The organism is Mastigocoleus testarum BC008 (assembly GCF_001456025.1).
Taxonomy (GTDB): domain Bacteria; phylum Cyanobacteriota; class Cyanobacteriia; order Cyanobacteriales; family Nostocaceae; genus Mastigocoleus; species Mastigocoleus testarum.
Window position 1 is genome coordinate 61,701 of the sequence record NZ_LMTZ01000002.1, and the last position, 13,928, is coordinate 75,628.

The following is a 13,928-nucleotide window of genomic DNA, read 5'->3' on the forward strand; positions in this document are numbered from 1 at the left end:
ATTGGTATTACTATTGGATGAATATTTCACTTTTTATCCGCGACAATTTCCCACTAACAGATTAAACTTGATCTGGCTCCCCCGTATTCCGTTCCCCTCTGCAATATGCAGGGGGGTTAATATTTTATATATTTCGTGCTTTTGCTTCGCCATACTTACGGTTGGAGAGAGTTATAACCTAGAAGCTGGAGTTCAAATTAAAGTTATTCCTTAATAACCTTTTCTTAACCCAAGCCATATTTCTTGTATACTGGTTTTGTAGCGTAAGAATTTAATCTATAAAAATCTAAAGATGTGAAGTCGATTGGGCGATCGCTTATTCTAAAAGCACGGTACTGCAGATGAAAACCTCTCGACAAGGAAAATCTAACGCCTCAGGTAAGAAGAAGCATCAACTACGAAATAGAACCATAAATCCTTGGAGACGGGAACTAAACGATATAGTTCGAGGAATATGTGGAGGTTTTTTATTTGGAATTCCCTTGCTTTACACAATGGAAGTATGGTGGATCGGCTCGTCTGCAACACCAGCAATGATGTTATTGGCACTGACATTAACTTTTATTGTAGTGTTCTTACTTAATCGTTCTGAAGGTTTTCGCCACCGCACAAACGCTTTTCGACACTACGAAGCAATAACAGAAACCATAGAAGCGATGGCTATAGGTTTATTTTGTTCTGCTTTCATATTGTTGATACTCCAAGAATTATCTTCCGTAATTGCTCTTAAAGAAGCTTTAGGTAAAATTATTTTTGAGAGCGTACCGTTTAGTTTGGGAGTTGCATTAGCAAATCAACTTTTGAGTTCTGAGGGGAAAAATTCCCCAGGGAGCAGAATTAAACAAAAAAAAATTAAAGTGAATGCAACATTATCAGATTTAAGTGGAACTTTGATTGGCGCTACAGTTATCGGTTTTAATATTGCTCCCACTGATGAAATTCTCTTTCTTGCTGCTGCGACCTCAGAACCATGGCTATTATCTATTGTTGCCACTTCCTTATTAATCTCTTACGGAATAGTGTTTCAAGCTGGTTTTACTGCTGAAGAACAGCGCAAACAGCATCGTGGGATTTTCCAAACACCATTTAGCGAAACCATTATTTGTTATCTGGTATCTTTAATTGCAGCTGCAGCAATGTTGTGGTTCTTTCAAAAACTAACTTGGAATGACCCTTGGACTGTTTGGTTAGAATATACCTTATTGCTGGGATTGCCTACAACTATTGGTGGTGCTGCAGGGAGGTTAGCAATATGATTGATACGGAGAAAGGGCGAGATACAAGGGAACTCCAGAAACGTTCTTTTGCTGAGTGGCTTACTTTTAGCGTTGCTTCCTCACTCCTGATAGTAGTTATTTCCCTGGTTGGTTTCACTTGGTTTCAAGACTCACAACAAGAACCCCCAATCCTGATTGTTACTCGGGAAAAAGCTATGCGGAAAGAAAACGGACATTTTTATGTACCCTTTAAGATACTGAATAAAGGTGGAAAAACTGCCGCTTCAGTTCAAATAATTGCTGAATTAAGCTTCAACGGTGAAGTCGAACAAACTGGACAGCAAGAAATTGATTTTTTATCGAGAAAAGAGAAAAAGGAAGGTGCATTCATTTTTACTAAAAATCCTCAAGAAGGAGAGTTAATGATTCGGGTTGCAAGCTACAAATTACCGTAGTGTTTCGTTAAGTTTTATTTGAATAATTTCGTCATCTAATTAGAAACTAGCAACTGGGAACTAAGGGTTTTCTAGCATCATAGGGTTAATGTAAATCTTATGTAAAGAAAAAGTTAAATATAGATAAAAAAATCAAGAAGTATTATGTAACCGAACCAGCATATAAATACGTTCAAAACACTTTTAAAAAATAAGTATTGGAGGACTATATGGTTACAACAACCAGGCCAGAAAAACGGGTGAAAATCGGTCCAACCAAACTACTAATAAATAACGAATGGGTAGAAAGTGTTAGTGGTAAAAGATTTGAAACGATTAACCCTGCGACAGGTGAAGTAATCTGCAATGTAGCTGAAGCAGATGCAGCAGATGTGGATAAGGCTGTAGAAGCCGCTAAAAATGCTTTTCACGGTAAAGAATGGCGTCAGATGTCCGCAACCCGTCGCGGCGAATTACTTTACAAGTTGGCAGACTTAATTGAGCAAAATATCGATGAGTTAGCGCAACTGGAAACTTTAGATAATGGTAAGCCCCTACAACTTTCCTACGGCGACTTGGGCTTAGTTATCCGTTGTTATCGTTATTATGCCGGCTGGGCAGACAAGGTACAAGGTAAGACCATTCCTATTAATGGGCCATATTTCTGCTACACTCGTCACGAACCAGTGGGTGTGGTGGGTCAAATCATCCCTTGGAATTTTCCATTACTAATGCAAGCATGGAAATTGGGACCTGCTTTATGTACTGGTAACACAGTGGTGATGAAAACTGCGGAACAGACCCCTCTTTCAGCATTGCGGGTCGGGGAATTAATAATTGAAGCTGGTTTTCCCCCAGGAGTAGTTAATATTTTATCGGGATATGGACCCACCGCTGGAGCTGCGATCGCTCGCCACATGGATGTGGATAAATTGGCTTTCACCGGTTCTACTGAGGTCGGACACTTAGTGATGGAAGCTGCAGCTAAAAGTAATCTGAAGCGAGTAACTTTAGAACTTGGTGGTAAAAGCCCAAATATCGTCTTTGCAGATGCAGATATGAATGCAGCAATTGAAGGCGCTCATCACAGCTTATTCTTCAACCAAGGACAGTGCTGTAATGCAGGTTCGCGTCTGTTCGTAGAAGAAAAATGTTATGACGAGTTTGTTGCACTTAGTGTAGAGAAAGCTAAAAAGCGTGTTGTCGGCGATCCATTTGACTCTAATACCCAGCAAGGTCCGCAAGTGGACAAAGACCAATTCGATAAAGTGATGAGCTACATTGAATCTGGTATGCGCGAAGGTGCAAAAATGTTATGTGGCGGTCATCAAGTTGGCGATCGTGGTTTCTTTATTCAACCTACAGTATTCTCAGATGTCAAAAATGAGATGAAAATTGCTCAAGAGGAAATTTTTGGTCCGGTAATGAGCATTATCAAATTCAAAGACATCGATGAGGTCATTGAGCTAGCAAATACCACCATGTACGGTCTTGCTGCTGGTGTCTGGACCCAAGATATTACCAAAGCCCATGCGATCGCCAATAACGTTCGTGCTGGTACGGTCTGGGTCAATTGCTATCATATTTTTGATGCTGCTGCACCTTTCGGTGGATTCAAACAATCAGGTATGGGACGTGAACTAGGCGAATATTGTTTAGAGCATTACACAGAAGTAAAAACTGTCACTGTCAAATTATGAGCGTCCCAGGGGAGAGAAATCAAAAGTAGTTATGACAAGTAATTTAGTTGTCGTTGGTTATTAGGATTTATTTGCACGGAGCTAATTTAACTTTTGGGATTTTTTGGGATTATCTAATTCCCTGTCTCCCAAAAGATTTTGAGACGTAGTACTACTACGTCTCTATCTGCTTTTAACTAAAAAATTTTTTTACAGCAAACCCTAATTACATTATCTTTCCCTACGATCTATGCTTTTGGTTAGCGGTGAAAATTGCAGATAGCGACGCCACATTTGTCTTCCCAAAAATATTAAACTAATAATCTGCTGGAATTGTTGGATCCGTAGTTGTAATAATTGGTGCTCGTAACGCAGATTACTAACACGATCTTTACCCAAATAAATAGTACGTGGTGTTTTACTTAATAATTTACCTGTACTAATCTCAATTGCAACAAAACAATCAGCAACTATTGTCAGTTTTTTTTTCATTAGCCAGATTTTATTCGCTGCGCTAAATAATATCAGTGAAATAATTGTATTGATGATGACAACAAAAGTTACCATTACTTAATGCGCTAGAATTTCCGGAAATAATTACTCAATAATTCTAAGCTTTTTATTCATAAATTTTCGATCTATCTTATTTATTTATGCACTTTCTGTTACCTGTTCCCTATTCCCTGTTCCCTGTTCCCTACCTTTAAGAATAATTCCAATAATCAAACCGGAATCTTATACTTATAGTATATATCAATACATAAAACCAATAATAAGATGAGAAATAATAATCTTCACCTTTTTAATAATTAATCATTTATTTTCAAGATAAAATAAAGCATTTTTACTCATTTATATTATTTTTTTTAAGAAGTGTTTTCTTTCATACAAAATATCAATACTTATAAATCTTAGTTGTTTTAATATAAATAATAGCAGGTAAATATTTGAATATAAAACTATGGAGCCAATTCTAGAGAGGGAGGTATTAAATACTAATACTTCAGCCATTCGTCTTAAAGAGTTATCCAAAAGTTTAGATCGAGAAGTTCGCCAAGTGATCGCCAAAAACCCGAATACACCACCAGATATATTAGTGAGACTATTTGATAAATTTCCACTTCAAGTTTTACATAATCCTGGATTAAGTTTAATTTTACTGGAAAGACCTGATTTCTTTACAGAAATTTATGAGTCTAATAAGTTGGTTTTTCATAAACATAAATTACCTGATTTCTTTTATAAATGGGCAATATTTCATGTAAATGAAACCATTCGTAGTGCAGTTGCATCTAGTCCGAAAACACCTGAATTTTATTTGGAGCAACTATCTGAAGATAAAAATTCATTTGTTCGTCTCCAAGTAGCGGCTAATTATAATTCTTCTACTTGTGTTTTAAAAAAACTTGCTTCAGACCGGGATAATTCCGTGAGAAAATCCGTTGCTCGTAATCCTAATGTTCCAATAGATATTTTGGAATATTTAGCAAGTGATGAAACAGCGGAGGTTCGTCGAGAAGTTGCAGCTAATCATAATACACCCTTTAATATACTGGCAAAATTAGCTCGAGATCCAAGTCTTATAGTGAGAGCTAGTTGTTACGAAGAATAATTTTTTTGAAACTAGGAAATAGATAAAAAGTCTATAGCAGTAAAGATGTCCGGGGAATTGTATATTATACGAAAGTAAATGAGAAAACAATATTTTAATTCAATATAAATATTAACTAGTCTATTAATCAAAGTAATGTGTAACGTTTTTACTAGAAAACTACATAGCTACCTAAGTACAATAATATATTGTTAAACAAAACTTAATTAGTGATTTTAATGATTGATGAGCGGCTTAAGTATTAATAATGACCGATACTACAAAATATAAAAACCCTCCGCATATTTTTGTTAGTATAACCTGCCCTTAGATTAAAAAATAACGATTACAGCATGCTTTGCTAACAACACACTTTTTGTTGCCTGTTCCCTCTCTTTATAACAATAATTTTAACAATCAAACTTGATTCTGATACTAGCCAATGAAAATAAATACAAACAATTGAATAGATATTAAAAAATAAATAAAATCATATATTAAGACATATCTAAAAATAGATTACCAAATACTCTTATTGCTTGCCCAGTTTGTCAATTTTTGTTGTCAGGGATTTATCTCAACAGTAATTAAATCGGCATTATAAGGGCTACCACAATGCACTTAACTCCGGAACAACAAGCGGCTGATGAAAATACTAAACCTGAAACGCTAAGGATTCTTGCCAAACAAAATATTGAATTAGCACGATTAGTTGCAGGGAATTCTAATGCTGACCCCGAATTATTAAAAGACTTAGCAGCTAGGGAAGATGACTTAATTCTTGCAGGAGTTACCAACAACCCTAATACACCAAAAGATATTTTACTGAAATTAGCATCTAAGTTTCCTCAAGAATTTTTAGCAAATCCAGTCATTAATTTACTGTTAATCGAAAAACCCAATTTTTATATCGAAATACCTTTTTGGACATTAATAAATTTGCTAAAACAAGATAATCTTCCACAATGGCTATTGCTTGGTGCTGCAAACCTTGATAATTCAGCAGTTTTAATTGCTGTAGCAAAACATCCCCAAACTTCACAAAATGTTCTTGAGCAATTAGCAATTAAAAGTAAACATGATAATGCTTTGGGTTTATGTATTGTTAAACGCAAAGATCTAAGTGAAAGGGTATTAGAAAAATTAGTGAAATACGGTACCACTTCTGTACGTCGGTATTTGGCTAGTCAAATCAAAACTCCCCCCAACATTTTGGGAAAAATTGCAGAACATTCAGAATTGAATTGGAATGATGATATTGAAATTCAGACAAGAATAGCTAAACATCCCCATACACCCACACATGTTTTAGAAAAACTGATTGGGAAAGGACATAGCAAAGCAAAAAAAGCCATAGCTTTACGCTCCAATTTATCAAAGAAATTGATAGTTCGATTAGCAATGGATTATCGAGTCCATGAAATGAGATTTCTGGCTTACAACCGTTATCTATCTGGCGACCTACTTACAGAATTAATCCAACATCCCGAGCTAAGGGTACGTCAAATGGTCGTTAGACATCCCAACGTACCTAAAAATGTCTTAGTACAAGCTGTGGAAGTACATCAACTACGTTTATTTGTAGCGGAAAACCCCCATACTCCCGCCGAAATTCTTTTTCAACTTACTAAAGAGAGTCGGGGTGACGTACTCAAAGCTGTAGCGGAAAATCCCAATAGTCCAGCATTTGTACTTGAAAAACTATCAAAAAATCCTTTATATGATTTGTTGCTAGTCCAACATCCCAGTACTTCCCCTGAAGTGATGGAGAAAGTTTTATGGCGTTTAGCAATGAATGAACGTTTATCAGTTCGTAAGTATGTTGCTCAACATCCCCAGACTCCTCTGAGAATATTAATCCAATGGGTCAAAACATCACCAGAAGTTCGTCGTGAAATCGCAAAAAATGTCAGTACACCGCAACACATTTTGGAAAAACTTGCGCTGAGTTCGTGGAAAAAAATACGTCGTAATGTCGCCCAAAATCCCAACACACCACCATTTGTCCTGGAAAAACTTGCTAGCGATCGCCATTTAGAAGTACGTCAAGCTGTTGCAAGAAATCCTAATACGCCAGAACATGTGCTTACAGAACTAGTTCGATATTCGGATTTAAGATTATGCATTGTCAAAAATCCCAACACACCCCCGTTAGTATTGGAAAAATTATCAGAATTTCATAGATATTGCACTTTGGTGTTAGAACATCCGAATACAACAAAAAATATCCGTTTAAAAATCTTGAAAATTTTGGCTGAAAGTTTTATCAGAAAAGAAAGATTAAGAGCTGCTCAACATCCAGAAACACCGATTGATAGTTTAGAAAAATTAGTTGCAGATGAAGAGATAGAAGTTCGTAAATTTGCTCAGCGATCGCTAAAAGTATTGTATTCATCAAAGAAAAACCATCCCGATCGCTCTTAACTCCCCCTGTAAATTAAACTATCTAGTTGAAAGGGAATGGGGAACAGAGAACAGGAAATTTTAACTGTTACAGGAGGGAACAGGGTATGGGGAACAGAAAGTGGTAACTGATAACTGTAGCCCGTAAGGGCGTGGCGTTAGCCATAAACTGTTAACTGTTAGCGTAGCGTGCGCGGTAGCGCATTAACTGATAAAACTTCTTGCAGCTGTAGCGAATCACTCTAGCACTCTTCAAAAATTTTTGGAACAATTAGCAAGTAAAAAAAATAGGGTGTGTAATCTCAAATCTACATGAAGTTACGCAAAATGTAGTTTCAAAATCTAATTGATTTAGATTTAAAACCTGATTAATTCAGCAAGCCCTAATTAATCAATCTATTTGTCTGACCTATCCGCAGGACATAATCTAAAATTCTATGACTCCCAGCGAACTAAAAATTTATTTAGAACACCTTATTCGTAAAAACCTTAAAATCAGCACAATGATTTGGGGCGCTCCCGGGATTGGTAAATCTAGTATTGTTGGGCAGCTTGCAAAGGAAAATAATTTAGAATTTGTCGATGTTAGATTGTCTCAACTAGCACCAACCGATTTACGTGGTTTACCTGTAGCAGTAGATAATACTTCCAAGTGGTATCCACCGGAGTTTTTACCCCGTAATGGTGCTGGGATTTTCTTTTTAGATGAATTAAATATGGCTCCACCGGCTATGCAAGGAGTCGCACAGCAATTGATTTTAGATCGAAAAGTTGGTTCCTATTCCGTACCCGAAGGTTGGTATGTGTGGGCTGCTGGAAACCGTAAAGAAGACCGCGCTGCTGTCTTTGATATGCCATCTCCCCTCGCCAATAGATTTTTACATTTGGAAGTGGAGCCAGATTTTCAAAGTTTTAAAACCTACGCTTTAACAAATGGAGTCCACGAACAAATTATTGCTTTTCTCTCTTTTCGCTCCACATTGTTACACAAACTTGACTCTCAACAGGCGGCTTGGCCATCTCCACGGTCTTGGGCAATGGCATCTAAGTTACATGAATTCGGACTAAGTATTGCCCCGGCTGTAGGTGAAGCTACTGCAGGAGAATTTGTAGCATTTATCAGTCTTTATCAAACCCTACCTAGTCTTGCTCCAATCCTAGAAGGTGAAGCTGAAAATATTCTCTTTCCTGAAGAACCAAGCGCCAGATATGCAACAGCAATTGGTTTAACTATGCGAGCCAAAAATGCAGATGAGGCTTACAATGCCTTTACTTGGTTAAGTCAAGTTGCAACAGCAGAGTGGGTACAATTATTTGTTGCAGACTTGTGCCGCATGATGCGAAATAAAGGACAAATGGGACACCTCGCACAACTAGTCCAGAAAGACCCCAAGCTTCAGCAATTTATTCAAGATTTTCAAGAATTAATTTGATTTTAAGGAAACAGGGAAGCGGAAGTTAAAAGTAATGAGTAATGTTAGCGCAGCGGGGCGCGTAAGCGCACAGTAATGAGTAACGGCTAATGTGAATTAAATTCAGCCTTGTAATATCAAGGGTTTTAAGGACCGGCTTAAATCACGTTTGTGATTATTCCTAGGAATTTAGGTTATTTCAGCTTCTAATTCACATAAGGCGTGAGTAATGAGTAAGAATGAATAATTTGCTCTTCCCCATCCTCCCACACTTCCCACATTTTCCCCCAGTCGCCAACCCCCAATCCCCACCCCATGGAAATCCAAAAAGCAATCAGCGCTTCTTTACTACGTTTGCGGATGAAGTCTCCTTTCTTTGCCACTTTGGCGATGTTTGCTCAGTTTGTTCCTTCTCAAGAGATTGATTCTGCAGCAACTGATGGTAAAGATATATACTTTAATCCTGATTTCTTGCTGTCCCTGAGCCCAAATCAGCAGGATGCAATTTTATTACATGAGGTTTTGCATGCAGCATTACTCCATGTAACTCGCCGGGGGGTGCGCGATCGCGAGCTATGGAATGTTGCTGCTGATATTGTCATCAATGGCATAATTGCCCAACAGGGAATATTTGAATTACCTGCTGAAACTTTACGCGACCCCGATCTAGAAAATCTCAGTGTTGAAGAAATTTACGAAATTTTGGCGAAAGACCGGGGAAGTTCTCCAGATTTAAGTAAACCTGATTTATTAGACAGACCGCCACAGGATAGTTCGGGTAAAAGAGACAACGAAGGCGAACAAAGCAACAATGATAGTATGTCTCAAGCCAGAAAAGCTGCGATCGAGGCTAACTGGCAAAATGCTTTACAACAAGCAGCAACGGTTATTCGAGCCACAGAAAAAGGAGATGTTCCCGCAGGAGTCAAGCGAGAATTAGGTAGTTTGAGCACCGCCCAAATTGATTGGCGTACTTATCTTTGGCGCTATATGGTACAAACACCTACTGATTTTTCTGGGTTCGACCGTCGCTTTATTGGACGGGGTTTATATTTAGAAAGTTTGCAAGGTGAATCAGTTAATGTTTATGTATGCATAGATACTAGTGGTTCCGTTGATAGCGATATATTACAGGTATTTTTAGCTGAATTAAAAGGAATTCTTAATTCATATCCCCATCTCAAGTGCGAGCTTTACTACGCTGATGTTGATGTTTATGGACCCTATCAATTGCAAGCACATGCAGCTATACCCAAACCTGAAGGGGGTGGTGGAACGTCGTTTATCCCATTTTTTGAAAAAGTAGCAGTTAGTTGGGATGGTCAGAATCAAGCGGTTTGTGTTTACTTAACTGATGGTTATGGAACTTTTCCAGAGTGGAAACCAGAATTACCTGTGTTGTGGGTGGTAACTCCAGGAGGGGCTGAAACAGAAGATTTTCCCTTTGGGGAAGCAGTTCGACTAGGGATTAGAGTTAGTGTCTAACATTTAGCATCATGTTCAATTAATTTTACAAAATGTTAAATTAATTTTGTCCGGGTATTTAAACAAGAAAGAATTTTCTGCTGGAAGAATGAAGGTATTGCTAATTCACGGTCTTAGTCGAACACCCTTATCACTGCTTGGTCTTGAATGGTACTTACAACAAACTGGATGTACGACCGAACAGTTTGCTTACATCGCCTTTGCAGAAACATTTGAGTCTATCGTTGAGCGTCTTCGAATCCGTATTCAAAAAATAGCTAGTAAAGAGTCTTATGGGATTGTTGCCCATTCCCTCGGGGGATTATTAATAAGAGCGGCTCTGGGTATAGGTTCCATTGAATTACCTAAACATATTGTCATGTTAGGTACGCCAAACCAACTACCACGCCTCGCGCCCCATGCTTGGCGACTACCACCTTTTAGATGGTGGACAGGTCAGTGCGGATTAAACTTAACTAACCAGGCTTTCTTTACATCACTTCCAGGAATTGAATCTCCTTACACAATTTTAGCTGGTACGGCAGGACCAAGAGGATCCTGGAGCCCGTTTGGAAATGAACTCAATGACGGTATTGTTGCTCTCAGTGAAACTCGACTATCCGACCAAGACCAAATAGTTCAGTTACCTGTCATGCATACCTTTATGATGAATAATTCTGTGGTCCAAAAGACAGTGGGACGCATTTTATCTGCACATTATTAAAGTCAATAAGATTGCTTGATTCTAGGAGGAAAATTCTTTGAACAGTATTGCCCGCGCAGTCCCCATCTATATATTAATTAGTTAAAATGTATTTAGTCAAGGTCGGGACTAATTCATGATGAGTAAAAAAATAACTAATACGCAATCTGTAGTAAGGACTGATGTCTGGAATTTAGTGGCGACATCAATTCAAAAACAGCAAATGATTGCAACTATAGAGGAATATCGCAGGTTTTTAAAACCTTTAGTTCTAATTGTTAATGCTCAATGGATTAGTCTTGATAGTTTGACTTCCAAAGAACGGATTAATGCAGTGGAGAGGATGATTCACAGGACTGTTAAAAATCCTCATCCTAAGCATTTATATTTCCAAAAAATCATTGATAAATACCCGTCTTTTAGGAAGTTTCCAAGTTACCTAAGACGTGCTGCTATTTCTGATGCTATCGGTATAGTATCTAGCTTTCATACTAGGTACAAAGAATGGCAATCAGGCATTAGAAAAAAACGCCAATCCTCACCACCAAAATTGACAGCAATGTGTAATTCTTACCCAGCATTGTATAAAGGTCAGCAGGTAAGGTATGGATTAAATTATAAAACTGTTGATATTAAAGTTTGGAATGGATTTGATTGGATATGGTTGACTAAAATTCCGATCATAAAACATGGTTTAAATCGCCATTTAGTTGAGGGGAACAAGATACAATCACCTGCATTGGTGGTAAATAAAAATAAATGCCAACTTTCTATGCCTGTTCAGATAAAGAAAGTTGTTTTCGAAGAATCCGACTTTGTTTGCAGTGTTGATATGGGTATAAACAATGCTGCAACAGCATCTATAGTGGGTAGAGACGGTACTGTAAAAGCTAGGAATTTTGTTAATCCTGCTAGAGACATAGACCGACGAAATCAACGACGGATGATGATTGCAAAAAAATCTAAGCAGACTAGAGATATTACAAAGTCAGACTTCATCAAAGGTTTTTGTAGAGGACTTTATCGTAAATCAGCTAACATCAACCTGGAGATTTCTCGCAAAGTGGTGCGAGGTATTGTTAGTTTTGCCAAGTCTCATAATATCAAATTAATTGTATTTGAGAATTTAGCAGGCTGGAAAGCTAAAGCTGGAAGGAAAAAGTCTTTACAAAAACAAAAATTCCATCTTTGGTGTCATAGAAAAATTGTGGAGTTGACACAAGATAGATGGATGGAATTGGGTGGTAAAGTTGTTTTTGTTAACCCGAAATATACCAGCGCCTATGCCTTTGATGGTAGTGGTAAAGTTAAGAGGAGCAAGATTAATTATTCCCTTTGTCGCTTCAGTAATGGGAAGAATTACAATGCAGATCTAAATGCCAGTTACAACATAGGTGCTAGGTATTGGTACAGCTATATTTTGGGTGATAAAAACTTTTCTAGAGTGTTCGTAGGCAAAAGTTCCAACGACACACTGAGAACGCCAGTAACTCTGGAAACGTTGCGTAGTCTAAAAGCTGCATAGCGGATGAATCCTCAACTATAACGTTAGTTTAGTTGGGGTGCGTTCAAGCCAGACCTTCTTCTTCTTGAACTAATCGATCTAGTTGCTGTTGCATTAGATTATAAACCTTCCTATAACACTGGTAGACATATTCTCGATCGCGAGCTGCTTTCTTACCATATCTATCGAATACAATAGCCGGACATACCCGAGTGTGCAATTTAATTGGTAAAGGAATATTAGGCAACGGACCAACAGCAATCCCCCAAGGTAAACCCAGGTAAATTGGAAATACACCAGGATCTATTCCCCATAACCATGGCATACCCAACTGATGTAGTTGCTTCAATTGAGGGTACAGATTTGCAATCACAAATAAGGTGGAATGAGCCCCATGAGAAATAAGTGGGATAATTGGAACTTCTTCCATTAAGGCTAGTTTGATAAATCCTTTATTGCCACAGAAATATATCTTGTTTCGCATAGAGTAGGGGCGAAATACATCTTGAGCCCCTCCTGGATAGATTAAAACAGTAGCACCCCGACGCAGTGCCGCTTTAGCCATTTTAGGATGTGCTTGAATGGTGCCTATTTGAGTTGCTAAACGACCGAAACACGGTAGGAATTGCCATATTTTTGGTTCCATTAAGGCATAGGCTATGCGGTCTGTGCCAAATTTTCTAAACCAATCATAGGTCATCATCATGGTGTCAGGAATTGCTAATCCACCATTATGAGAACCAATCAATAGTACTTTTCCTGTTTTTGGGATATGTTCCCACCCATCGGTTTGCACCCGGAAATAATATTTGTATAGCCAGCTAAAAAAAGGCATTAGCTTTTCAATTATCTGGGGGTCTCGATCATCCAATGACCATCCTGTGAGGGTATTGGCTCCAGCTAAAGATGCTTTTAAGTATAAATTTGTCAAAGTTCCCAAGGATTGAATTACAGAACTCAGATTTGGGTCTTTAGATATTTCATTCATCTCTTTTCATCGGTGAGATGTCGATAAATATATATAAAGCTTCGCTAGACTTACAGAGGATCTCACCACCACTTAACTCTGTAAGTATTTTGATATTGTGATACTCAGTTCGGTTGACTAGTAATTAATCTAACCTTAAAGTATTAAATACTACTAATACTACATACTTTTATTTTAGTTTATTTTAAACTCAATAAAACGAAACGATGATATTTTTTTACAAGAAGTTGACAGAAGCTATATTAGAGCTCTCCGGAAATTGAATATGCATAACCCAAAATCTTTGTAGAGCGATTGAGGAGGGGTTAGGTTTTCCCCTCCACAAAACATAAAAGAAACTTACGCTGACAAAATCAAAAAGTACAATTTTATAAGCTTTCGAGCACAAGTTTCTTAGGAGACGTACCATAGTACGTCTCTACATTCTTTTCCGGAGATGTCTATTTTAAAACCCACGATCGGTATTAATAATAAGCCTGTGATATAAACCGATAAAGTTGGATGCCCAAAAAAGCTTTTTCTGCTAATAAAAA

General features: G+C 37.7%; 12 protein-coding genes. 9 read left to right on the forward strand and 3 right to left on the reverse strand.

The features are described from left to right. Positions 1-341: 341 nt before the first annotated feature. The 3 genes from BC008_RS01275 (at position 342) to BC008_RS01285 (ending at position 3,351) form a co-directional block, all read left to right on the forward strand. Positions 342-1,256, forward strand: a complete 915-nt coding sequence (locus tag BC008_RS01275) for a TIGR02587 family membrane protein (protein WP_036267311.1) — start codon at positions 342-344, stop codon at positions 1,254-1,256. Then, positions 1,253-1,672 carry a TIGR02588 family protein gene (locus BC008_RS01280; RefSeq protein ID WP_027845416.1) on the forward strand — a complete coding sequence of 140 codons (420 nt, stop codon included), beginning with the start codon at positions 1,253-1,255 and terminating at the stop codon, positions 1,670-1,672. The genes BC008_RS01275 and BC008_RS01280 overlap by 4 nt, the downstream gene beginning before the upstream one ends. A gap of 209 nt (positions 1,673-1,881) precedes the next feature. Next, positions 1,882-3,351, forward strand: a complete 1,470-nt coding sequence (locus BC008_RS01285; protein ID WP_027845417.1) for an aldehyde dehydrogenase family protein — start codon at positions 1,882-1,884, stop codon at positions 3,349-3,351. A gap of 210 nt (positions 3,352-3,561) precedes the next feature. On the opposite strand, the gene BC008_RS01290 is transcribed toward BC008_RS01285, so the two are convergent. Then, a complete protein-coding gene (locus tag BC008_RS01290) occupies positions 3,562-3,822 on the reverse strand; it encodes a hypothetical protein (RefSeq protein ID WP_153009504.1) in 261 nt (86 codons plus the stop codon). Between the two features lie 469 nt (positions 3,823-4,291). On the opposite strand from BC008_RS01290, the gene BC008_RS01295 reads away from it, so the two are divergent. The 3 genes from BC008_RS01295 (at position 4,292) to BC008_RS01305 (ending at position 8,757) form a co-directional block, all read left to right on the forward strand. Beyond that, the gene (locus BC008_RS01295) at positions 4,292-4,942 is read left to right on the forward strand and encodes a HEAT repeat domain-containing protein (RefSeq protein ID WP_027845418.1); all 651 of its coding nucleotides are present in this window, start codon (positions 4,292-4,294) and stop codon (positions 4,940-4,942) included. Positions 4,943-5,536: 594 nt separating this feature from the next. Then, on the forward strand, positions 5,537-7,345 hold the full coding sequence (locus BC008_RS01300; protein ID WP_027845419.1) for a variant leucine-rich repeat-containing protein: 1,809 nt from the start codon (positions 5,537-5,539) through the stop codon (positions 7,343-7,345). 416 nt (positions 7,346-7,761) lie between these two features. Continuing rightward, the gene (locus tag BC008_RS01305; RefSeq protein WP_027845420.1) at positions 7,762-8,757 is read left to right on the forward strand and encodes an AAA family ATPase; all 996 of its coding nucleotides are present in this window, start codon (positions 7,762-7,764) and stop codon (positions 8,755-8,757) included. A gap of 168 nt (positions 8,758-8,925) precedes the next feature. Here the strand turns inward: BC008_RS01305 and BC008_RS51085 are convergent, their stop codons facing one another. Beyond that, a complete protein-coding gene (locus BC008_RS51085; protein WP_235595769.1) occupies positions 8,926-9,063 on the reverse strand; it encodes a hypothetical protein in 138 nt (45 codons plus the stop codon). On the opposite strand from BC008_RS51085, the gene BC008_RS01310 reads away from it, so the two are divergent. The 3 genes from BC008_RS01310 (at position 9,052) to BC008_RS01320 (ending at position 12,428) form a co-directional block, all read left to right on the forward strand. Further along, positions 9,052-10,221, forward strand: coding sequence for a vWA domain-containing protein (locus BC008_RS01310; RefSeq protein ID WP_027844804.1), 1,170 nt, complete (start codon positions 9,052-9,054; stop codon positions 10,219-10,221). The two genes, BC008_RS51085 and BC008_RS01310, sit on opposite strands and share 12 nt — an antisense overlap. 88 nt (positions 10,222-10,309) lie before the next feature. After that, positions 10,310-10,924, forward strand: a complete 615-nt coding sequence (locus BC008_RS01315) for an esterase/lipase family protein (protein WP_027844805.1) — start codon at positions 10,310-10,312, stop codon at positions 10,922-10,924. 115 nt (positions 10,925-11,039) lie between these two features. Beyond that, positions 11,040-12,428 (forward strand): IS200/IS605 family accessory protein TnpB-related protein, encoded by a 1,389-nt coding sequence (locus BC008_RS01320; RefSeq protein ID WP_058182980.1) that lies wholly within the window; start codon positions 11,040-11,042, stop codon positions 12,426-12,428. Between the two features lie 43 nt (positions 12,429-12,471). Here the strand turns inward: BC008_RS01320 and BC008_RS01325 are convergent, their stop codons facing one another. Beyond that, positions 12,472-13,395 (reverse strand): lysophospholipid acyltransferase family protein, encoded by a 924-nt coding sequence (locus tag BC008_RS01325; protein ID WP_036266631.1) that lies wholly within the window; start codon positions 13,393-13,395, stop codon positions 12,472-12,474. Positions 13,396-13,928 lie beyond the last annotated feature (533 nt).

Bases quoted from the DNA above. Each gene is read 5' to 3' on its own strand.
- BC008_RS01275 (WP_036267311.1), top strand. From the start codon at position 342: ATGAAAACCTCTCGACAAGGAAAATCTAACGCCTCAGGTAAGAAGAAG.
- BC008_RS01280 (WP_027845416.1), top strand. From the start codon at position 1,253: ATGATTGATACGGAGAAAGGGCGAGATACAAGGGAACTCCAGAAACGT.
- BC008_RS01285 (WP_027845417.1), top strand. From the start codon at position 1,882: ATGGTTACAACAACCAGGCCAGAAAAACGGGTGAAAATCGGTCCAACC.
- BC008_RS01290 (WP_153009504.1), bottom strand. From the start codon at position 3,822: ATGAAAAAAAAACTGACAATAGTTGCTGATTGTTTTGTTGCAATTGAG.
- BC008_RS01295 (WP_027845418.1), top strand. From the start codon at position 4,292: ATGGAGCCAATTCTAGAGAGGGAGGTATTAAATACTAATACTTCAGCC.
- BC008_RS01300 (WP_027845419.1), top strand. From the start codon at position 5,537: ATGCACTTAACTCCGGAACAACAAGCGGCTGATGAAAATACTAAACCT.
- BC008_RS01305 (WP_027845420.1), top strand. From the start codon at position 7,762: ATGACTCCCAGCGAACTAAAAATTTATTTAGAACACCTTATTCGTAAA.
- BC008_RS01310 (WP_027844804.1), top strand. From the start codon at position 9,052: ATGGAAATCCAAAAAGCAATCAGCGCTTCTTTACTACGTTTGCGGATG.
- BC008_RS01315 (WP_027844805.1), top strand. From the start codon at position 10,310: ATGAAGGTATTGCTAATTCACGGTCTTAGTCGAACACCCTTATCACTG.
- BC008_RS01320 (WP_058182980.1), top strand. From the start codon at position 11,040: ATGATGAGTAAAAAAATAACTAATACGCAATCTGTAGTAAGGACTGAT.
- BC008_RS01325 (WP_036266631.1), bottom strand. From the start codon at position 13,395: ATGAATGAAATATCTAAAGACCCAAATCTGAGTTCTGTAATTCAATCC.